Raw genomic sequence first — 20939 nt, 5'->3', positions numbered from 1 at the left:
CAGTAATAATTATTTAACCATACCGGATATCGGTGACAGATTGTTAGGTGAACAAAAAGACACAAGTACCTACGCTTGCAACCTGTGATCGTATTCCACATTCCTGATGGCCTAACTATGAAATTCCAACAGCTTAAAGCATTCCTGGACGCCAAGGCTGCGTACTATGATGATCCTGCTTTTGTCGACAACGATCCGATATGTATACCACACCGGTTTTCTCTATTACAGGATATCGAGATCGCCGGGTTATTTGCTGCTATACTTGCCTGGGGTAATCGAACGACCATTATCAAAAAATGTACGGAGCTGTTACAATTGATGGATAACAGCCCATATGAGTATATCCGTCATCATCAGCCGCGGGAGCGGATGAAGCTGATGCATTTTTCTCACCGTACTTTTAATGGGATAGACCTATTGTATTTTGTAGAGTTCTTACAGCATTATTATACCAATGTAACATCATTGGAGTTCGCGTTCAGCGGGCACATCACCAAGGCTGACCAGACGGTGGAGAAGGCATTGCTGGGGTTTCACAAGATCTTTTTTGCCATGGAGCACCCGGAGCGTACGCGTAAACATATTTCGACGCCTGCTAAAAATTCGGCTTGCAAGCGGCTGAACATGTACTTACGATGGATGGTGAGGGAAGATGAAAATGGCGTGGATTTTGGGCTATGGAAGCACATTTTGCCTTCACAGCTGATATGTCCGGTAGATGTGCATGTATCGAGGGTAGCTACCCGGCTGGGGCTTATCAACGAAGCGAAGGCAGATTGGCGGACTGCGTTGGCGCTTACGGCGCAATTGCGAACCATGGATCCTGCAGACCCGGCCAAGTATGACTTTGCCTTGTTCGGGTTAGGGGTGATAGAAAAATATGTTTGATCATAAATAGAAGCTGATGAAAAAAATCTTTGGATGGATAGCGGTGGCCACGATGATCGCCTTACCTGCCAGTGCCCAGCAGTTTGTAGAGCTGGAATATCATTTTAAGCAGGGAGAGGTGTTTGAGCTGAAACAGGAAAGTCGCAGTGAGACCTATATGACAGTAAATGAGATCGTACAGCGCACTACCAGGGATTATAATAACACGATAGAGATCACCGTAGCCGATGAAAAGCCGGGTACTACATTGCTTAGCTTCCGATACAAGGAGCTTAAGTTCAACTTTAACGCCAAGAACCAGAACATCTTCGTCGACGCTAAAATAGCCAATGACAAGGAGCCTTTTCAGGCTGGCCTGAAGAGCATACTGGATCAGCCGTTTACGGTAGAGATACAACATACGGGTATTATCAATAAGATAGAAGGCCTGGACCAGTTGCTGGAGCGGGCGGCTACTACTGCCTTTGCGACCTTGAAGAAAGAGGAGCAGGATGCGTATAAGAAGCTGATGTCGGATCAATTCGGTACCAATGCGTTCCGTTCCTGGCTGGAGCAGCTGCTGGTCATCTACCCTATGCACGGCATTAAAATGGGTACTCAGTGGGAGGAGAGCGTGCCATTGCGTACGGGGTTGGTAGGCCGGATAGACCTGTACTGGAACCTGCAGACGTCGGACAGTCAGACCGCGAAAGTAGGAGGTACCGGTAAGATCATGACGGACAAGGTAGAGCAATTCACGATGGAAGACGGCATCGTTGCCACTGCGGAGATCTCCGGGGACCTGCAGAGTAACTACCTGATCACGAGGAGCAGCGGGCTACCCGGCATCTGTGTACAGAATACGGAGATGAGTGGCAATTACACCTATAAAGCTAACAAAGCTAAAAAGATCAAAAAAGACATCAAGGTGCCTGTAAAGATCATTTCCAACGCTTCTTACAAGATCAAACAAATGAAATAATATGACGGATACACCAGCTATCTACCTGGAAGAAGCAGCGGTTGTAATCGGTGAGACTTTATCCCTCCGCATTCCACCGCGGCTGAGTTATAAAGAGCTGGAGGCTTTACTTGCCCATCAGGTAGAGCAACTGATCAACAAAGATATTCAGCAGTTCATCTATCTGCTATACCGCATTGATGTATCAGAGCGGCAGGTGCAGCAGGCACTGGCGGATGATCCGGCAGGATACCGGCAGATCGCGGCGTTGATCATCCACCGGCAGGTGCAGAAGATAACGTCCCGGCGTGCCTACCAGGCGCCACCTCCTGATGATGGAGAAGAGAAATGGTAACATTAAAAAGGAGAAGCGTGTGCTTCTCCTTTTTAATGTTTATTGGGGGGGCCAGTTTACCTGGCGGCTTTTTCGAACATCAGTTCTTTGACCTTCTCTTTATCTTCTTTTTCCTTTTCCAGATCGAAGAAGGTGCCAAACACTCTATCCCAGACGGCGGAACTTACTCCAAAGCCTTTGTCCTCACTTTTATAGTGATGGAGATGGTGATTGCGCCAGAGGGCTTTCATAAATTTGAAGGGAGGGTTCCAGGCGTGGATGGCATAGTGCATGCTACCATATATGAGATATCCCAGGATGAAGCCGGGGAAAAACATAAAGGTCACTTTACGCAGGAACAGGTATTGCGCTGCGAAGATAACGGAGGCGAGTATCAGGCTGGGAACTGGCGGCATGAAGAGCCGTTGTTTATCCCTTGGATATTCGTGGTGGTTACCATGCATGACATAAATGAAACGTTGCACCCTGGGGCTATCACTGGCGAAGTGAAACATGAAACGGTGCATAATGTATTCAAAGAAAGACCAGAACAACATGGCGCCAAAGAATACCATTGCTACGGTGCTGATATCAAAGCCTAATGTATCGTGGCTGTAGTAGAGCATATAACCGATAATTGGTATATACATGCCCCATATTACAAGCGGGTGGGTCTTCGTGAGCATTTCCAGGTACTGACTTTCAAACAACCTCGCCTGTCCTTTATTCTTAATCTTATCGAACTTCATGACTTCCCGGTTTTCCGCAAAATTACAGTAAAAAATAATTGCAACACATCCAACTGTCCTGTATGCTGAATAATCGGTTACTTAATCCGTGCTTTCCCTGCCGTTCAGTAATTGTGGTATTGTAACTAGTTCATAGCCTGCCTGCCGGAGGTATCCAATCAGGTATTCCAGTTTGTGATAACACTTGTCTGAGCGACGCGGATCTGTTCCAAGATGCAGTAACAGGATGGCGCCATTCAGGCCGGCGGCAGATGACCTTTCGTATCGTTGAATGCGCTCCATTATTGTATCACAACTTTTGTACCGAGCTCCCATTTCGGGCCAGGTATAGTCGGCTGCACTGCCTATACGGGCGGTTTGATTTACCAACTGTAAGCCACTGGCGCGGGTCCAGGCGGCGATTGTGTCGTTATGCCATTCGTAAGGAGGTAGAAAATATCCTGGCGGAGGGATACCCAACCTGTGCATGACATCCTGGCAAGCCCGGAGGTCGGTATCGAATTGTTGTCGGGTGATGAGCAGGCTATCCCGTTGTTGCCAGTCGCAATACAGCAGGTGCTGATCGGAGTGCGGCCCGAGGTAGTGTCCATCGCTGAGCAGGTGGCGTACATGGGAGGCGAAGGCTGATTGCCGGTATGTTCTGCCGGTAAAAAAGAAGGAGGCTTTCACTTTCAGGCGGCGCAAGGTGTTACGGATGTAGCCAGCGCCATCTGTTTGTTCATCTGCCGTGAAGACCAGGGCGAGCTTTTTCCGGCAGGTATCCCCGCGAACGATGGCACCATGGTCCACTGTTGTCCGGTCTGTCTCAACGGTTTGTTCGCTCTCCAGTGCGGCCAGCAGGTATATCAGGCTGGCGGTGCCATCCAGCGTAGGTTCGTTGGTGGAATAGTCTCCAAAGTCATCGTGATATACCGCCAGGGGGGACTGAAAGCCGGCATATTCATCTGGCTGCAGCAATTTGATCCCTAACAGGTTACGATAGATGCTACCATACACCGGCCCATCGACCAGGCCACCGGCGATGCTGTATTGGCGTAAGGCGCTTAGGGCACTATGCGGATCGGCCGGCGTATCTCCATTGTGTGGGAGGTCTACCACCATGGTGGTACCCCAGGGATTGCAGCCGAGCAGCCAGTCGATACAAGCCTGTTCCAGCTCGTTAAAGCCAGTATCACCGGTGAGAGAACGATAGCGGTTGCACTGGATAGCAAAAGCGGTGGTGAGGTTATTAGAGCACCAGATAAAGGGGATACCGCGGTAGAATGCATTATGTCGGGCTTTATCCCATACTTTCTTTATAGCCTGGCGATAGTACCCCATTAGTTCCTGCTTATGCAATTGCTGCAAGGCCAGCTCATAGTGCCCGATATTGTGAAAAGGATACCACTGATAGTGACGCGCGGTATCGGCGCCCATCCAGGGGGTAAGCGGTTCTTCCCGTGCAAATTGTATGGCAGCAGTGGCATATACGTTGTTACTGCTGACAGCATGCAATGCGGCGGCAGCCAATTCCATATCGTCTTTCCAGTTATCTTCTTCATAGAAATAAGGGGCGCGGCAGGGGGCGGTCTGGCATACACCCGGGTAAGCAAGCCCTCGCCGATAGGCGGCTTTGGCTTTAGCGGCCAGTCGTGCTGACAAGCCCGTGTCTTGTGTTTGATACAGGAGGCTACCCAGGGCAAAAGCGCTGGCGAATTTGCCTGCCGTAGATGCGAGGCCGGTAGACCTGTTCTTATGTTGCTTTAGTCCTTGCGGTGCAGGCAAGGCAAAATACACCGGGCGGGCGTGCCCGTAGCCATAACTGACAGTATCTTCATTGGGCAGGCGCAGGCCGCTATGATCACGGTCATCGGCGATCTGGTTGTACATCAGAGTGTCTGCCGGATTCATTTTCAGCAACCATTCCAGCCCCCAGCGGGCTTCGTCCAGCATATCAGCGGTACCATTAGCACCAGGCAGTCCATTGGCTGCAAAACGGTCTGTAAATACAGAGCGGAAGTCGCGGTAGGCAGACAGCAGGAGGAAAGTTGTATTGGCGGAGGTGGTAACATACTGAAGATAGTCCGTCGCATCGTGCCAGCCACCGGTGGCGTCTATCCGGGTGCCATCCGGCAAGGGGCCGTAGATGGAGCACCCATCCTGCATATGACAGGAATCGCGCAGAAAGGGGTTGTATCCGCAGCGTTGCTGCCGCATATATTGCAGGCAGTAATCGGCCGTTCCTTTGTATACACCGGCATCTATACGAAAAGCCGGTGAACGGACACCAGCTGCTTCCAGGTAATAACGGCCCGGCTGTATGTAGCTGGTGAAAGGCAAACGCCAGGTATGCGTAAACGGGCCGTAAGCGCCGAAATCGCTGGTAGGTGAGCCTTGCCAGACTTTCCGGCCGGTGGCGGCGTCATGCAGGGAGAACCGCCGGACCTGTAAAGCGCTTTTTGTGCCCAAGACGGCCACCTTTATCCCCTGTGGTGTGTAGCCGAGCTGGTTGATCCTGATCCAGGCATCGATGGGTGGCGACTGTGCCTGCAACGGAAATGTATACAACACTGCTAGCAGGAGCAGGCAATAGCATGTTCGCATAAGCTATGGTCTATGGTTGACGCGGTTATTCCGCTGGTTGATCATACTGTAATCTGAAAGTATCCAGGTTGGGTTTAAACAGGCGGGAGCGTTGCCGTTCGTAGGCATAAATGATGTCTCCTACCTTTTTGAAGAACGGATATCCCTGTTCCTCGTATTCGTACTTGTTATCGTTTAATACGCCATCACTGTTGACATATATGGTACCGGTGAGCATAAATTCTACCTGGTGTTCAAAATCTACGATATATGCTACATCTGTCAGGAAGCCATACGACCAGCCTGTTTTGTTGAACACGCGGATGTTTGGCGGAACTTTACTTTTTCCTGCTTTGAAGAGAAAAAACTTGGTGTAGCTATCAAAATATTCGGTTGTATCATAACGGGGATGAATGCTTTCGGACGGATATTCTGACATGTACTGATACAGAAAACGGTAGTCTGCCGGTGTGAGGTGGAACCGTTGCGCAGGAGGTACGGAAGCTGGGAAAAGTACGGATTGCAGCATCCGTTGGAGGTCGATCAGGGAGACATTATTATGCCGGGTGAAATCCATGGGAGAAGCGATGAGCTGATCGTGTTTATCGAGGTAGGCATGCCCTATCCATACGGAATGGCTGAAGTCGTATTGCAGCGTACTGGCTGCAGCAGGTTGCCGATAGATCAGCTGTCCATCTGCTGTTACAAAACGTATGGGATTGGTATGTCTGTTCTCTTCTTCGGATAGCGGCATAAAGCGGCGTACGATGCGGACATCGGGGTATCCTTTCTGCCATAACTTTTCGTGTAGAGTTTGCTGGCCGATGAACTCATAGAGCCGGTTGTATGCGTCGTTTTCGCTGACGAGGAAGACCTGGCGGATATATTGTGCGATGGAGGGTTTTCTATTTTGAGCGGTGGTATCCTGATGTACGGTGACTTGCCCGCTGTAGGCGCTGTCGGTGAGCATGACGGTTTGTTTATCGAGACCCGGTATATGGAGGTCGTTGAGTTTTTCCAGGGCGAGGAAAGCGACCGGCATTTTGACGGTGGAGGCAGGGTTAAAATACGTGGCGGAGTTGACGTTAAGGTAGTAGTGCCGGAAGTGCGGGCGGTTGTGTTTATCACGGTCAATGCGGGTATAGATCAGCTGGTAGCGAAAGGAGTCCGGGTATTGGAGGATATGTTGCAGTTGCTGATCGGCGTGGGTGCGGATCAGACTATCCAGGAAATGATCGGTGTGAGACTGGGCAATACCTATTTGCATGCAGCAGCACCAGTACACAACAAGGAGGCATGTACGCATAACGCGGGATTATTTTGGCAGCTATTCCTTAAAAATAAAGAATAAAAACGCGCGTACTGCAAATATTCTGCTGCATGGGGCACACTTAGCGTTAATTATTATATTTGGTCATTCATACACCCGGAACCTAAACTTATTATGAAACTTGTTACTTATTTAAGAGAAGAAGCAGACCAGCTGGCCATATTGGTAGACGGTCTGTTGTATAACACACAGGACTTACATCCTCAATTGCCCAACAACATGCAAATGTTCCTGTTGATGTGGGATGAGGTGATCGATATTGCCATGCATGCGGATGCGGATCTGAAGGCCGGTAAGAAGACCAGTTCTGCGACCGGTATTCCATATGAGTCTGTGGAGATACTGGCGCCTGTACCTTTTCCTACCTCTTGCCGTGACGGGTATGCTTTCCGTCAGCATGTGGCTTCTGCGCGCAAAAACCGGGGGCTGGATATGATCCCGGAGTTTGACGAATATCCGATCTTTTATTTCACGAACCACAATGCTATACAAGGTCCGGGAAATATACTGTGTATGCCGGATCACTTTGACAAGTTGGATTTTGAGCTGGAGGTAGCGGTGGTTGTTTGTCGTCCGGGGCGTAACATTCCTGCTGCAGAGGCGGATGAGTATATTGGCGGATATATGATCATGAATGATATGAGTGCCCGTACGTTGCAGATGGAGGAGATGAAGCTGAACCTGGGCCCTGCGAAAGGCAAGGATTTCAGTACGGTGATCGGCCCTATGCTGGTAACGCCTGATGAGCTGGAAGCCTTTAAGGTACCGGCTAAACCAGGACATACCGGTAATGCTTACGACCTGAAGATGACCTGCCGTATCAACGGTGTGCAGGTGAGCGAGGGCAGTATGGGAGATATGGACTGGACATTTGCGGAGATCATTGAGCGTTGTTCTTATGGTGTCAACATCCTTCCAGGCGATGTGATCGGCAGCGGTACGGTGGGTACCGGTTGTTTCCTGGAGCTGAACGGCACGGGCAAACGTAATGACCCCAACTACCAGGAGCAATGGCTGCAGCCAGGCGATGTAATGGAATTGGAGGTAGCCGGATTGGGCAGCCTGCAAAATACCATCATCGAAGAAGAAAGTGATTTTTCCATTCTGGCACTTAAAAAGAAATAGGCCATTCCTTCAAGCTTTAACCTGATATCATGCAAATAACACCCGGAGCGGTTAAGACCAGCGAGCTGCACGCTTACCTGTTGAGTGCTGTAGCTCCGAGGCCTATCTGTTTTGCCAGTACGGTAAATCGTGAAGGACTGCCTAACCTGTCTCCTTTCAGCTTCTTCAATATCTTTGGTAGCAAGCCGCCTACCCTTATCTTTTCGCCCTCACGCAGGGTGCGTGACAATACAGTCAAACATACGCTGGAAAACATCCATGCTACCCGGGAAGTGGTGATCAACGTGGTAACTTATGCCATGGTGCAGCAGACCTCCCTGGCCAGCTGTGAGTATCCGGCTGGTGTGAGTGAATTTGAGAAAGCCGGGTTCACGCCGATCGCATCAGAAAAAGTACGGCCATTCCGCGTAAAGGAAAGCCCGGTACAACTGGAATGTAGCGTACGTGATGTTATCGAAACCGGACAGGAGGGCGGCGCCGGCAACCTCGTGATTTGCGAGCCTGTGCTGGTGCATATCAACGATGACATCCTCAACGAAAAAGGACAGATAGATCCTCATAAAATAGACCTGGTAGCCCGTATGGGGGCCGACTATTACTGCCGTGCCTCCGGCAGTGCAGTATTCGAAGTACCTAAACCCAATACGCAGCTGGGCATCGGCGTAGATGCACTGCCTTCCTCTATCCGGCAGAGCCATGTACTGACCGGCAATAACCTGGGGATGCTGGGCAATGTACACGAGTTGCCGGCCATCGACCCTGCTTACCATGACGATCATCTCAAACAGATCGTGCAGTATTACAGTGTGACACCGGATGAGATGGAGAAAGAGCTACACCGGTATGCGCAAAAACTGCTGGAACAGGGGCACGTACAAGCTGCCTGGCAGGTGCTGTTGTCTGCTGCCGTTTGATCTTATCACCATATACAAAAAGTCCTGCCTGATATAACCAGGCAGGACTTTTTGTATATGCGTATTCCTTATTTTTTACCAAATACTTTCTGCAGTATTTCTGTTGTTCTGGCGGCGGGATTGGCGCGGATGTTGGCTTCTTCCTTACCGATCTGATCGAACAAGGCATTTACAGCCATACCGGTTACGTAATCCTGCAAGTCAGGATTGGCTTTTTTGAAGGTGGTAGGCAGCTTATTATAGGTATTGACGATATCGCCATAGTATTTGGTGGCGCTGGTACTATCCAGTGAGCCTTTCACTACCGGAGAAAATGCATTTTTGAGTTTATCCGTCGTTTTGCTTTTGAAGAATTCTGTCACGGAGTTATTACCACCTCTGACTAGGTTCAATGCATCTGTGATAGTCATTTGTTTGATAGCATCAGCGAAGATGGGGCCGGCGAATCCTACGGCTTTTTCTGCTGCGCGGTTGATCTGCAGGATAGCCTGGTCAACCTGGCTGCCGAGGCCTACGCTACGGAGGGTATTACCAATCTTCACGGCATCTGGTGGCAGCAACAGTTTGTAGGCTTCATTACCGAAAAAGCCATCTTTTTTGCTTAACGCAGCGATACCTGCATTGACACCTTTAGCCAGCGCTTCTTTGATACCTGATCCTGCTTCTGACTCTGTAACACCAGCGCCGGTAGTACCATTACCCGATTGCGCCGTGCCTTTATTCAATGCTTTGTTCAACTTATCTAACAGCTGCGCCTGGCTGCTCTGCAACACGAAAACGCCCAGTGATAACAGTAATAACTTCTTCATCATAATGTTGTGGTTGTATTTTAAAGATAGATATAAAATGTGACAGCCCTGCAGTGGCTATTCGTGAATGGCCAACAGAGGGATGTGGGTATGGAAGGCCAGCTGGGAAGTTTTACTACGCTTGAAGATACTTTCGAACAGACCATGTTTTTTAGGGATGGTCAGGATCAGGTCGGCATTTTCTCTTTCAGCGAATTCGGTGATGCCCTGTACGACATTGGTATGATCGACGAAATGATATTTAGGCTGATATCCTTCCAGCAGCTGGTTGAGGGTAGTAGCTTCTAGTGGTGTTTCGGAGGTGAAGTGCTTATTATCGTGGTCGATATTCAGGACATGCAGTTCGGCCCCGAAGGTGGCCAGTAATTTTTTCAGTGGTGCGATGGGTGTTGTTTCGCCTATTTTTTTAAGATCGCAGGCGAACACTATTTTACGGATCGGTTTGAAGGAGGCATCGCCAGGAACGATGATAACGGGCCGGCTGGTGTTTTTCACAACATCGATGGTATTGGAACCGATCAATATTTCTTCCAGCTGGCTACCGCCGGTGATACCCATGACGATGATTTCTGCCTGTTCGGATTCACAAGCCTGTTCTATATTGGCGGCGAGCAGGGTATTTTCTGCCCTGTATTCCAGGGTGATACCAGCGGATAATGAAGGCGTTAATTCTTTTGTCATGCGCTCTAATCCTTCGAGGCTGCCTGCTTTCAGCTCTTCCACGTTAACAACGGGGAGAGTGGTGGGCATGTCCGGGATGGGCACGATCAGTTCGTAGGCATGATAGAGCAAGATGCGGGCGGTACCCATTTGACCGGCGAGGCCGATGGCGTAGCGGGCGGCATTATAAGCGGTATCTGAAAAGTCTGTAGGAACGATGATCGTCTTCATATGGTTATCATTTAGCTTGCCTCCATATATATAAAGTTAGTATTATACATCAGAAAGCAATGAGTTATAGATAGTAGATAAGAAAATTTAATGCCAAGAAACCCTCAGGTAGCAGTGCTGCTGTAATACAGGTCCTTACTTAATAAAAATCAGCTATTTTTGCACTCCATTTGGACTTTATTAGTAACAAGTAATACATGACACAATTATCTGAACAGGAGATTATACGCCGGGAGAAACTGCAGGAACTACACAAACTGGGGATAGACCCTTATCCTGCGGCGGAATATCCGGTGAATGACACTTCGCTGAATATTTTAACGAACTATTCAGAGGAGACCAAGGAGCAATTCCAGGAGGTATGCCTGGCTGGCAGGATCATGGCGAACCGCGACATGGGTAAGGCCGCCTTTGCGAAGATACAGGATAAGGCGGGGCGTATACAGGTGTATGTTCGCCGCGATGATATCTGTCCGGGAGAGGATAAGACCCTGTACGATATTGTATGGAAGAAGCTGATTGACCTGGGAGATATTATCGGGGTGAAGGGTTATGCATTTGTTACGAAGACGGGCGAGACCTCCATTCATGCAAAGGAGATTACAATATTATCCAAGTCACTGCGTCCGTTGCCGGTGGTGAAAGAGAAAGAGGGAGAGACTTTTGATGCGGTGATAGATCCTGAGTTCAAATACCGCCAGCGGTATGCGGACCTCATCATCAACCCGGATGTGAAGGATGTGTTTATGAAGCGTACACGCATTATGCAGACGATCCGTGATTTTTATAACAACCTGGGATTCCTGGAGGTAGAGACCCCTATTCTTCAGGCGATACCTGGTGGTGCAACTGCACGTCCGTTTGTGACGCACCATAATGCCTTGGATATTCCTTTGTACCTGCGTATTGCCAATGAGTTGTACCTGAAACGCCTGATAGTAGGAGGCTTTGATGGCGTGTATGAGTTCGCCAAAGACTTCCGTAACGAGGGTATGGACCGTACGCACAATCCGGAATTCACCGTGATGGAGATGTACGTCGCCTACAAGGACTATGAGTGGATGATGCGTACAACGGAAAGTTTACTGGAAAAGGTAGCTATTGCCTTACACGGTGGTACCGATGTACAGGTAGGAGAAAATACGATCAGTTTCAAAGCGCCCTTCAAGCGGGTGACGATGTACGATGCGATCAAAGAGCATACAGGCATTGACATTTCCGGTATGGATGAAGCACAGCTGCGTGATGTGTGCAAGCAACTCAACATACATGTGGAGGCCAACGTCGGCAAAGGCAAGTTGGTAGACGAAATATTCGGCGAGCAATGTGAAGGGCATTATATACAGCCGACCTTTATCACCGATTATCCGATCGAGATGAGCCCGCTGACCAAGAAACACCGCAGCAAAGCGGGGCTGGTAGAACGCTTTGAGTTGATGGTCAACGGTAAAGAGATCGCCAATGCTTATACGGAGCTGAATGATCCGATCGATCAGCGGGAGCGTTTTGAGGAGCAGGTGAAACTGATGGAGCGTGGGGATGACGAAGCGATGTTTATCGACTATGACTTCTTACGTGCACTGGAATATGGTATGCCGCCGACATCCGGTATTGGCATCGGTATTGACCGCCTGACCATGATGATGACGAACCAGCCTTCTATACAGGATGTGCTGTTCTTCCCTCAGATGAGACCTGAGAAATAAACCGCTCATATAAAAAATACAGAGGTAGTTAACAGATGGGATATAATTTTCCCGCTGTTAGCTACCTTTGGTTTTTAGGCTATACATCAACAAAATCTGTCCGGTTAAAACGACTTTATGAGTAAACATTACCTACTACCTGCCTGGCTGACGGGCGTGGCATTACTGGCAGGCAGCGGCGCAGTATCTGCCCAGGAGAAAAAGACCCTGACCTTTGAGCAGACATTTGGCAAATCCGATCCGGGGATCACGAAGGCATTGCCAGTAATCAAAGGCTGGGAGGATGCAGAACATTATATCGAAGTCCGTACGGAGGGCAAGGAGAGCAAAAGCTGGAGCATCGATGTACAAACCGGGAAGGCGGCTCCTTATGCACCGGCCCAACCACCTATTACCATTACGACACATGACAACGATGTATTCTACAGCACTCCCGGCAACAGCGAGATCCGGCTTACGCAGGATACAATAGAAGAACAGAACGCTACCTTATCACCTGACGGCAAGTATGTGGCATTTACGCGGGGTAATGATCTTTACAGTGTAGAGCTGGCTACTAAAAAAGAAACCCGCTACACTACCGACGGTAGTGATGTGGTATACAATGGCTGGGCATCCTGGGTGTATTATGAGGAGATACTGGGACGCCCGTCCAAGTACCGTGCATTCTGGTGGAGCCCGGACAGCAAACATATTGCCTATATGCATTTTGACGACAGTCAGGTGCCTATGTTCCCCATCTACAGTGAAAAGGGTCAACACGGCTTTACCGAGAAAACACGTTATCCCAAAGCAGGGGATCGTAACCCGGAAGTACGCATGGGCATTGTACCTGTAGTGGGTGGTGCTACTACCTGGGCTGACTTTGACGCCAAAAAAGACCAGTATTTCGGTACGCCATACTGGACACCCGACAGCAAACAGCTGTGGGTACAGTGGATGAACCGCGGACAAGATAGCCTGAAGATCTACGCCGTAAGCCCTGCCGACGGCAATAAAAAAGAGGTATATAGCGAATACCAGAAGACCTGGGTAGAATGGCTGGACAATATTCCGTTTCTTGATAATGGCAAAGGCTTCCTGATCCAGACCGATAAGAGTGGCTGGTCTCACCTGTATGTTCACAATGCTGACGGCTCCCTTAAAAAGCAGCTGACTTCCGGCAACTGGGGGGTAAAAGAAGTGTTGAGCATCGATGAGAAGGCACAGCTGGTATATTTCACTGCCCGGAAAGAGGCATCTACCCGGCTGGACCTTTACCAGGTAAGTTTGAAAACAGGCGCTATTACCCGTCTGACCAGTGGTAATTATTCCCATGCGATCAAACTGAGCCCTGGCAATAAGTACTTCCTTACCACCTATTCTAACTTACAGACACCTACCCGCATCGCGCTTCTGAACACCAAAGGCAAGGTGATCCGCGAGCTGGGGGATGCAAAGGGCACCCAGTTTGATATCTACAACCTGGCCCGTACCAAATTGCAGACCTATAAAACAAGAGACGGGCTGGAACTGCCTATAACCATTTCCCTGCCTTTACAGCTGGAGCCAGGTAAAAAATATCCCGTACTTATCAGTATGTATGGGGGCCCCAATGCGGGTCGTGTATTTGACACCTGGACCTATAATGCCAGCCAGCAATGGTGGGCACAGGAAGGCCTGATCCTGGTATCAGTAGACAACCGCAGCTCCGGCCATCTGGGTAAAACCGGTATGAACTATATCCACCGGCGGATGGGTATTTATGAAATAGAAGATTTTATGGATGCTGCCAAATGGATTGGTCAGCAGCCCTGGGCTGATCCAGCCAAGATATGTATCACCGGCGGCAGCTTTGGCGGATACATGACCTGCATGGCCCTGACATATGGTGCTGATGTGTTCCCTTACGGGATCGCCAATTACTCAGTAACCGACTGGCAGTTATACGATAGCCATTATACAGAGCGCTTTATGGATACTCCGCAAGAGAACCCGGCAGGTTATAAAGAGACTTCTGTAATGACTTATGCGAACAAATACAAGGGCCTGCTACGTATCGTACATGGGACTATGGACGATAATGTTCACCTGCAACATAGTTATCAGTTGATGGATACGCTGGAGAATATGAATAAACATTTCGAGCTGATGATATATCCGGGGGTACGTCATGGCTGGGGAGGTGCTAAAGGCATCCACAGCCGGGATGAATCTTTCCGTTTCTACTACCAGCACTTGCTGGAGAAACCTTTCCCGAAGGCATTTGAGAACCAATAGTGACTTTATCGATTTATAAGTAGAGGCTGGCCGTCAACGGTCAGCCTCTTGTTTATAAGGACTTTAGGTATACGAATGATACGCCTAAGCTATACAAGAGGTGGACGAGAGATATAGCGAGGAGTGGCAGATCATATATAATGGAGGGGGGTAAATAAAAAAGGGCTTTAGGTAAAGCCCTTTTTAAGAAAGTATATGAATAAACAAAACTGCGATGGTAATGGTCTGGTGGTTCGTCTGATGTCGGGAAAAGAAACGGGGCTGCAAGACTACAGCCCCGAAAAATTTTAACCATATCTTTATTGAAAAACCTACACCAAAGGTGCAGTTATTTTGCTAAACGACATTATCCCTTTTAGTGAACGCTATATTTTAGTCCGGGAACGTAGCAAAAAGGAAGGTGAACGTAGGGAAATGTCCCGTAAAACCACGGTGTCGGTATACGGGGTAACATTTATTGTAAACAATTGATTATCAATTTAAAAACCGTCATTCTTAAAGAGTACCAACCTTTGACTGAGGTTTTCACATACATATATACGTGTATAACCATACGTACATTTACTGCATATTTCTGCAGATTTGGCGCGAAGGGTTTGCAGGCATTCAGTTTATTTTCCTTTGTTAAATAAAAAAGGCGGTAAGAATACCGCCCTTGTAATAATTTTAACCATATCCTATGAAAAACCTAAGTCAAAGATAGACCAGGTGCCAGTGCTTTTTCCCTTATTTCCGTGAACGATAGAAAATACCTCGTAAAATGACAAGATCGGGCAGGCATTAGTCATATGACAAAAAGTATCATATTATACAATAATAAGATTGTATAATATTTACATAAGTTAATAAGTGGTAATGATGAAATTGAAAATTTAAGCGATCTTATATCCGTTTTGTACACTTCTTTCTGGCTGTAACAGCACTATTTCCTTGTCATCGCTTACGACTCCGAGAACGAGGCATTCAGAGAAAAAATTGGCAATTTGTTTTACGGGGAAGTTAACAACGGCGACTACTTGTTTGCCGATCAATACATCAGGTTGGTAAAGTCTGGTGATTTGTGCGGAGGATCTTTTGATGCCAAGCGCGGGGCCAAAATCTATTTGAAGTTGATAAGCGGGGTTTTTCGCCTTGGCAAATACCTGGGCGTCTATGATAGTCCCTACTCTGATATCTATTTTTTCAAAATCCTGCCAGTTAATTGTATCCATACCTATTTCTTCTTGTAAGGTTTTGAAAATAGCATTTTCTAACGGATCTACAAAACATCGCTGGCTGTAAATGTGGTAATGGTTTGATCAGGGATGAAATAAGGTGGTTATGGGCACGAAAGAGAGGGGGAGGACAAAAGAAAAGGGCGGTAAGAATACCGCCCTCAAAAATTTTAACCATATCCTATGAAAAACCTGATACAAAGATAGGCGTGCTGACCAGGGGTAAAGGCTTCATTTCGTCAACGGTTGAATTTTGTCAGGGAACGTGGGGATACGGGGGGTCTTAACAAGCGATTAACAACCATGCTTATAAACAAAAAATGTCCCGCGCGATCGAACGTGCGGGACATAAAAAGGGCGGTAAGAATACCGCCCTCAAAAATTTTAACCATATCCTATGAAAAACCTGATACAAAGATAGGCGTGCCGGCCAGGGGTGAAAGCTTCATTTTGTCAACGGTTGAATTTTGTCAGGGAACGTGGCGATACGGGGGGTCTTAACAAGCGATTAACAAGCATGCTTATAAACAAAAATGTCCCGCGCGATTGAACGCGCGGGACATAAAAAGGGCGGTAAGAATACCGCCCTCAAAATTTTAACCATATCCTATGAAAAACCTGATACAAAGATAGGCGTGTCGGCCAGAGGTGAAAGCTTCATTTTGTCAACGGTTGAATTTTGTCAGGGAACGTAGCGATACAGGGGGTCTTAACAAGCGATTAACAACCATACTTATAAACAAAAAATGTCCCGCGCGATCGAACGTGCGGGACATAAAAAGGGCGGTAAGAATACCGCCCTCAAAAATTTTAACCATATCCTATGAAAAACCTGACACAAAGATAGATCTGCGTATCAGGGATGAATGGTTCATTTTGTCAATGGCTTAGTTTTTTCCGGGAACGTATAGTTTTATTCGTTGTTAACAACCATTTAACAAGCAATGCGTCTTTTACTGCAGTGATTAGTTGCTTACATATTGCAGTGGCTTTGTTTGCATGATATCATCTATTTCCTGGAGTATGGCAGGCGTGAGTTGTGGATAGATTTCCAATGCGTTGAGATTCTCTTCTAATTGTTGTTCTTTGGTAGCGCCCAGGATGGCGGTGCTTACATTTGGATTGCAGATGCACCATGCAATCGATAAAGTAGCCAATGAAGTATTTACTTGTTTGGCTACTTGTTCCAATTTCCTCACTCTATTCAGTTTTTCTTCAGCGTAGTGTCTGTCTTTCAGCCATTCGAATCCTACCAGGCCGAGCCGGGAATCTTCAGGTATACCATTATTGTATTTACCGGTAAGTAATCCGGAGGCCAGGGGGCTCCAGATGGTAGTACCTAACCCGATCTGTTTATAGAGCGGCAGATAATCGCCTTCTACTCTTTTGCGATTGAAGAGGTTATATTCCGGTTGTTCCATGGTGGGGCCGATGAGGTGATACTGTTGCGCGACCATTTGCGCTTCCAGGATATCCTGTGCGCTCCATTCTGAGGTACCCCAGTACAATATCTTTCCCTGTTGGATAAGCAGGTTCATCGTCCATACGACTTCCTCTATAGGCGTGTTGCTATCGGGGCGATGGCAGAAGAACAGATCGAGATAATCTACCTGCAGGCGGCCCAATGCTTCGTGACAGGCTTCTACCAGGTGTTTGCGGCTAAGTCCGGTTTGATTGGGCTTATTATCTTTCCCATGCCACCCGAAGTATGCTTTGCTGGAAACGACGTAGGAAGAGCGTTCCCAGTTTTTATTTTTGAGTACCCTCCCCATCATTTTTTCAGACTGCCCCAGTGCATATCCTTCTGCGTTGTCGAAGAAGTTGACGCCATTGTCGTAAGCGATGCCCATGAGCCTGTCTACCAATTGGTCTTCTATCTGTTTATGAAAAGTGACCCAGCTGCCAAAAGAGAGCACGCTTAGTTGTAGTCCGGCTTTACCTAGTCTTCTATATTCCATTATGTTTGAACGTTTAAAGGGTTTTACTAACTTATTGGTATTGTATATCCAAAAATAAGTGATAGTACTTGAAATACAGAGGAGACAACGGCATGATTATTGCGCCATTATCTTTGAAAAAATTTTAGGTTAAAAATAGGTTAAAGCGAAATTACCCAGCCTGCTTGCAGCGCTGGGTAATTTCGTTTATGGCTATCAGGAACTATATTATTTTTTGACGGGAGCGGCAGTATCTTTTGCAGCGGGGGTAGCAGGAACCGGAGAGAGGGTACTATCGGAGGGTGCTGCCGGGCCTCTCATAGTGGAATCCTGTACGGTGAATGGACCATGTACCTTTAGTATTTTATAGTTGCTAAAGTCCTGATTGGATTCCAGGCCAGTACCATATATGGTATCTGTAGGGGTGCTGATACGCACTGCTTTGTCTGACAGGAATACTTCCTTTTTGGCATCCCAAGTCAGTTCGTTGGTATCAAGCCGGCGCCCTTCTTTGTTAACGACCACTACACTATCGCGGAGGAATACGTTCGCATCGTTCTCGTAGTATTTACCATATTTGGCAGTGAGGGTGCTTTCTACCAGCAAGGAGCTATCCTGGTAGAAGACTACTTTCAGACCTTTGTTGAACTCGACGAAAGGGGGCGTCTCGAGATGCCGGAGCATGGCCGGAGCTGTCAGCTTGGCTTTTACTTTTCCTAACTGGCTGAACATGCCGGTAATGTCTATACCTTCTTCGGTAGCTGCTTTCTTTTTATCCAGCTCCATGATCGCATTCATATCATTTTCACAGGCGGAGAAGAGCAGGCAGAGGGAAAGGGTTAAAGGAGAAAGGAGAAAAGCGACTTGCTTTTCTCCTTTAGTCTTTTTAGTATTCTTAGCGGAAACGTTAATCATATTTTCGCTTTATGAACCACCTGTCGCTGAGGGTGAAGCCCAGTACGAAGCGGTAATAATTTTCTTTGAGGATAGTTTGGCTGTTACCCCGTTGGCCCACTTCGAAGGCTGCGTTGATAATGGTAAACTGGTTAGAGTAAGCCTGGCGGCGGATAGGCAGGCCGAGGCCGAATGTAAAGCCCATGATCGGCATCTCCTGACCTTTTACATAGACATAGTCTTTACCGTAGTAACCACCGAGGCGGTAGCTAACGCGGTTCCAGTAGCCACCCATGGCGTTGGCATTAGGTACGAACTGTCCGCCTAATGCGAACTTCCAGGAGTTTTTAACAGCGGTATCTTTTACGCCATAGTTACGGAACTGGTCCCACTGTGTGGTAGTGAAGTCGGCACCTATCAGCCAGCTATCTACCTTACGTAATACGATACCACCACCCAGTTGTTGCGGAAAGGTGATCTCCCCACGGGCGCCGCGCTCATAGAAGGCAGTATCCATAGTGGAGTATTGATCGGAGGAAGCATCATAAACGAGCGTTTCCCTCATTTGTTCCTTACGGGCTTTCAGGTTTTGTTTGAGGCTACCAGTAGCACCGAAGGTAAGGTCCATTTCTTTAGACAATTTGGCGCGGTATTGCAGACCGAAATTGTAGAAGAAGCTACCGTAATCTATCCGGGAGCTATGTTTGGAAGGGAATACGTATTCATTCGGCGGATAGATCACTTTGGTGCTGTTCACTATATTTCCGAAAAGATACCCTACGTTAACACCGATGCTGAAGTTGCCGATGGCGACACCCGTACCGGTGTATACCTGGTAGAGACCTCCACTGCCTTCAAATTGATTAACGACGCGGAGGTTGAGGGTATCAAAAAACGTTTGACGCCCCATGTCCTGGCTGATATTATAAGATACTTTGGTGACCGGGCGAAGACCGAATACGAGGCCCCAGTTTTTCTTTACCGGAACACCCAGCTGGAGATAGGAAAGAGAGCCTATACCGGAGCGGAAGCGGGCATCTTTCTGCGAGATGTTGCGAACGCCACCTTCTACGGCGATATCCAACGTTGTAAGTAACAGGTTAGAATAGCTGGCGGGGTTAGTAAAGTTAATACTCTGGGGATCTCCGTAGGCCTGAGATACACCACCCATACCCCGATTGATCGCATTCTGGCTATAATTCAGATCGCCTAAGCCGTAGCGGGAATATGGAGAATTATCCTGTGCGGTAACATGATTCGCTGCCAGCAGCAGTACAGCCAGGAAGCAAAAAATGCTAGCTTTAGTCCAATGCATTGAGTTCAGAAGATTGAATTTTACCTGTGATACAAATTTTCTATGGGATTGCAAATATCTTATTTTTAAGGCGGGAAGCAAAAAAAAACCAAATTACCCCCTGTTAAAAACGCGTTAAAGTTCTCAGCTGGCGCGGATCTCGCGCCATTTTTCCCATTTATTTGAGCGGCGACAAATTATAAAATATCTGCAGATAAATTCCGGAAATGTCCGTTTAATTTGACCCTTTCCTTTAATTTCTCCATTTCAGCCATCAGCGGGATGACTTTTAGCAGGTGTCTTTTAAGGTATTCCAGCCGTTGCAATTCCTGGAAGAGGTGTAATACTTCATATTCTTCATACAATGACAATCCGGCATGATGAGCCAGGTCGTAGGCAGTGAGTTCGTCGTCAGGCCGGGGGAAGGTCTTGCTGACCTGCAGGATGGTATGTAGCTCGCGAATAGCATGCAATACCTGCTGGCGAAGCCTGGCCTGGGTCTTATGTATATTGTCAGGGTAGCTTACAATCGCTCCCTGGTATTGTTTATCGGGTATCTGACCGATCACTTCGAGTACACGAAAAGTCTGGATGCCCTTGGTCACCACATCCATTTCTCCATTCTCATAGGATTTCTCTATCCGCACGATCTCTACCGAAGTACCATATTCTACTACCTTCTTGTCTATGACGGGTATAATCCCGAATGGCTTAGGTGTCTGTATACAATCGTGGATCAGTTGCTTATATCTCGGCTCGAAAATATGCAGATTCAATTGTTCTCCCGGGTACACTACGATACCTAACGGGAATATGGGAATAAAGTTAGTCATACCATGCTCCTTCTGATTCGAATAAAGTTACAATTTAGGACGGGTAATAAAAGCATTCTGGCAATTCTAAATATGCGCAAAAAGAATCAAGATTTAATAAAGTCGTTTAAATACAATCATTTTATCCGGAAGGCATGTCAAAGCCGTTCGGATGCCCGTAAGTTACCCGCTATGAATAGGAGAAAGATACCGAACATTCTAAACAACAAAGATTTATTAATATGTTTTATTTTCATAATATCGTGCTGTTTTTTTAA

General features: G+C 47.6%; 17 protein-coding genes. 7 read left to right on the top strand and 10 right to left on the bottom strand.

Annotation, left to right across the window (positions count from 1 at the left end; translation table 11 throughout):
* The first annotated feature begins 117 nt into the window (after positions 1-117).
* Genes KTO58_RS25380 through KTO58_RS25370 form a run of 3 tightly spaced genes read left to right on the top strand, consistent with a single transcriptional unit; the run spans position 118 to position 2186 of the window.
* Positions 118-891 (top strand): TIGR02757 family protein, encoded by a 774-nt coding sequence (locus KTO58_RS25380; protein ID WP_095836718.1) that lies wholly within the window; start codon positions 118-120, stop codon positions 889-891.
* 16 nt (positions 892-907) lie between these two features.
* On the top strand, positions 908-1852 hold the full coding sequence (locus KTO58_RS25375) for a DUF6263 family protein (protein WP_095836719.1): 945 nt from the start codon (positions 908-910) through the stop codon (positions 1850-1852).
* A 1-nt stretch (position 1853) separates the two neighbouring features.
* Complete coding sequence (locus KTO58_RS25370; RefSeq protein WP_095836720.1) at positions 1854-2186, top strand: hypothetical protein; 333 nt, start codon at positions 1854-1856, stop codon at positions 2184-2186.
* Positions 2187-2242: 56 nt separating this feature from the next.
* On the opposite strand, the gene KTO58_RS25365 is transcribed toward KTO58_RS25370, so the two are convergent.
* The 3 genes from KTO58_RS25365 to KTO58_RS25355 form a co-directional block, all read right to left on the bottom strand.
* A complete protein-coding gene (locus KTO58_RS25365; protein ID WP_095836721.1) occupies positions 2243-2914 on the bottom strand; it encodes a sterol desaturase family protein in 672 nt (223 codons plus the stop codon).
* Between the two features lie 81 nt (positions 2915-2995).
* Positions 2996-5497, bottom strand: coding sequence for a bifunctional glycoside hydrolase family 9 protein/polysaccharide deacetylase (locus KTO58_RS25360; RefSeq protein WP_095836722.1), 2502 nt, complete (start codon positions 5495-5497; stop codon positions 2996-2998).
* Positions 5498-5522: 25 nt separating this feature from the next.
* Positions 5523-6782 carry a serine hydrolase gene (locus tag KTO58_RS25355; RefSeq protein WP_095836723.1) on the bottom strand — a complete coding sequence of 420 codons (1260 nt, stop codon included), beginning with the start codon at positions 6780-6782 and terminating at the stop codon, positions 5523-5525.
* Positions 6783-6920: 138 nt separating this feature from the next.
* On the opposite strand from KTO58_RS25355, the gene KTO58_RS25350 reads away from it, so the two are divergent.
* A complete protein-coding gene (locus KTO58_RS25350) occupies positions 6921-7931 on the top strand; it encodes a fumarylacetoacetate hydrolase family protein (RefSeq protein ID WP_095836724.1) in 1011 nt (336 codons plus the stop codon).
* 29 nt (positions 7932-7960) lie between these two features.
* Positions 7961-8845, top strand: coding sequence for a flavin reductase family protein (locus KTO58_RS25345; protein WP_095836725.1), 885 nt, complete (start codon positions 7961-7963; stop codon positions 8843-8845).
* Positions 8846-8913: 68 nt separating this feature from the next.
* Here the strand turns inward: KTO58_RS25345 and KTO58_RS25340 are convergent, their stop codons facing one another.
* Complete coding sequence (locus tag KTO58_RS25340) at positions 8914-9657, bottom strand: DUF4197 domain-containing protein (RefSeq protein ID WP_095836726.1); 744 nt, start codon at positions 9655-9657, stop codon at positions 8914-8916.
* 54 nt (positions 9658-9711) lie between these two features.
* Complete coding sequence (locus tag KTO58_RS25335) at positions 9712-10545, bottom strand: universal stress protein (RefSeq protein ID WP_095836727.1); 834 nt, start codon at positions 10543-10545, stop codon at positions 9712-9714.
* Between the two features lie 197 nt (positions 10546-10742).
* On the opposite strand from KTO58_RS25335, the gene lysS reads away from it, so the two are divergent.
* Positions 10743-12251, top strand: a complete 1509-nt coding sequence (lysS, locus tag KTO58_RS25330; RefSeq protein WP_095836728.1) for a lysine--tRNA ligase — start codon at positions 10743-10745, stop codon at positions 12249-12251.
* Positions 12252-12368: 117 nt separating this feature from the next.
* Entirely contained in the window at positions 12369-14510 is a 2142-nt protein-coding gene (locus KTO58_RS25325; protein ID WP_095836729.1) for a S9 family peptidase, read from the top strand.
* 872 nt (positions 14511-15382) lie between these two features.
* Here the strand turns inward: KTO58_RS25325 and KTO58_RS25320 are convergent.
* The 5 genes from KTO58_RS25320 to KTO58_RS25300 all read right to left on the bottom strand — a co-directional run bounded on the left by KTO58_RS25320 (position 15383) and on the right by KTO58_RS25300 (position 20682).
* Positions 15383-15721 (bottom strand): tRNA-binding protein, encoded by a 339-nt coding sequence (locus tag KTO58_RS25320; protein WP_095836730.1) that lies wholly within the window; start codon positions 15719-15721, stop codon positions 15383-15385.
* Between the two features lie 968 nt (positions 15722-16689).
* Complete coding sequence (locus tag KTO58_RS25315) at positions 16690-17682, bottom strand: potassium channel beta subunit family protein (RefSeq protein WP_095836731.1); 993 nt, start codon at positions 17680-17682, stop codon at positions 16690-16692.
* A 207-nt stretch (positions 17683-17889) separates the two neighbouring features.
* Entirely contained in the window at positions 17890-18576 is a 687-nt protein-coding gene (gene lptC, locus KTO58_RS25310) for an LPS export ABC transporter periplasmic protein LptC (RefSeq protein WP_095836732.1), read from the bottom strand.
* A complete protein-coding gene (gene bamG, locus KTO58_RS25305; protein WP_095836733.1) occupies positions 18569-19870 on the bottom strand; it encodes a BamG family beta-barrel-assembly machinery protein in 1302 nt (433 codons plus the stop codon). The genes lptC and bamG overlap by 8 nt, the downstream gene beginning before the upstream one ends.
* A gap of 176 nt (positions 19871-20046) precedes the next feature.
* Positions 20047-20682 carry an LON peptidase substrate-binding domain-containing protein gene (locus tag KTO58_RS25300; protein ID WP_095836734.1) on the bottom strand — a complete coding sequence of 212 codons (636 nt, stop codon included), beginning with the start codon at positions 20680-20682 and terminating at the stop codon, positions 20047-20049.
* Positions 20683-20939: the final 257 nt, after the last annotated feature.

The sequence above is a fragment of the Chitinophaga pendula genome (genome assembly GCF_020386615.1).
Taxonomy (GTDB): Bacteria; Bacteroidota; Bacteroidia; order Chitinophagales; family Chitinophagaceae; genus Chitinophaga; species Chitinophaga pendula.
The sequence above is the reverse complement of the archived record's forward strand: the minus strand, read 5'-3'. Positions and strand labels throughout refer to the sequence as shown.

Excerpts from the sequence above, each read along its gene's own strand:
- KTO58_RS25320 (WP_095836730.1), bottom strand. The coding sequence starts at position 15,721 with ATGGATACAATTAACTGGCAGGATTTTGAAAAAATAGATATCAGAGTA.
- KTO58_RS25315 (WP_095836731.1), bottom strand. The coding sequence starts at position 17,682 with ATGGAATATAGAAGACTAGGTAAAGCCGGACTACAACTAAGCGTGCTC.
- KTO58_RS25345 (WP_095836725.1), top strand. The coding sequence starts at position 7,961 with ATGCAAATAACACCCGGAGCGGTTAAGACCAGCGAGCTGCACGCTTAC.
- KTO58_RS25360 (WP_095836722.1), bottom strand. The coding sequence starts at position 5,497 with ATGCGAACATGCTATTGCCTGCTCCTGCTAGCAGTGTTGTATACATTT.
- bamG (WP_095836733.1), bottom strand. The coding sequence starts at position 19,870 with ATGCATTGGACTAAAGCTAGCATTTTTTGCTTCCTGGCTGTACTGCTG.
- lptC (WP_095836732.1), bottom strand. The coding sequence starts at position 18,576 with ATGATTAACGTTTCCGCTAAGAATACTAAAAAGACTAAAGGAGAAAAG.
- KTO58_RS25370 (WP_095836720.1), top strand. The coding sequence starts at position 1,854 with ATGACGGATACACCAGCTATCTACCTGGAAGAAGCAGCGGTTGTAATC.
- KTO58_RS25380 (WP_095836718.1), top strand. The coding sequence starts at position 118 with ATGAAATTCCAACAGCTTAAAGCATTCCTGGACGCCAAGGCTGCGTAC.
- KTO58_RS25365 (WP_095836721.1), bottom strand. The coding sequence starts at position 2,914 with ATGAAGTTCGATAAGATTAAGAATAAAGGACAGGCGAGGTTGTTTGAA.
- KTO58_RS25355 (WP_095836723.1), bottom strand. The coding sequence starts at position 6,782 with ATGCGTACATGCCTCCTTGTTGTGTACTGGTGCTGCTGCATGCAAATA.
- KTO58_RS25300 (WP_095836734.1), bottom strand. The coding sequence starts at position 20,682 with ATGACTAACTTTATTCCCATATTCCCGTTAGGTATCGTAGTGTACCCG.
- KTO58_RS25340 (WP_095836726.1), bottom strand. The coding sequence starts at position 9,657 with ATGATGAAGAAGTTATTACTGTTATCACTGGGCGTTTTCGTGTTGCAG.
- KTO58_RS25325 (WP_095836729.1), top strand. The coding sequence starts at position 12,369 with ATGAGTAAACATTACCTACTACCTGCCTGGCTGACGGGCGTGGCATTA.
- KTO58_RS25375 (WP_095836719.1), top strand. The coding sequence starts at position 908 with ATGAAAAAAATCTTTGGATGGATAGCGGTGGCCACGATGATCGCCTTA.
- KTO58_RS25335 (WP_095836727.1), bottom strand. The coding sequence starts at position 10,545 with ATGAAGACGATCATCGTTCCTACAGACTTTTCAGATACCGCTTATAAT.
- KTO58_RS25350 (WP_095836724.1), top strand. The coding sequence starts at position 6,921 with ATGAAACTTGTTACTTATTTAAGAGAAGAAGCAGACCAGCTGGCCATA.
- lysS (WP_095836728.1), top strand. The coding sequence starts at position 10,743 with ATGACACAATTATCTGAACAGGAGATTATACGCCGGGAGAAACTGCAG.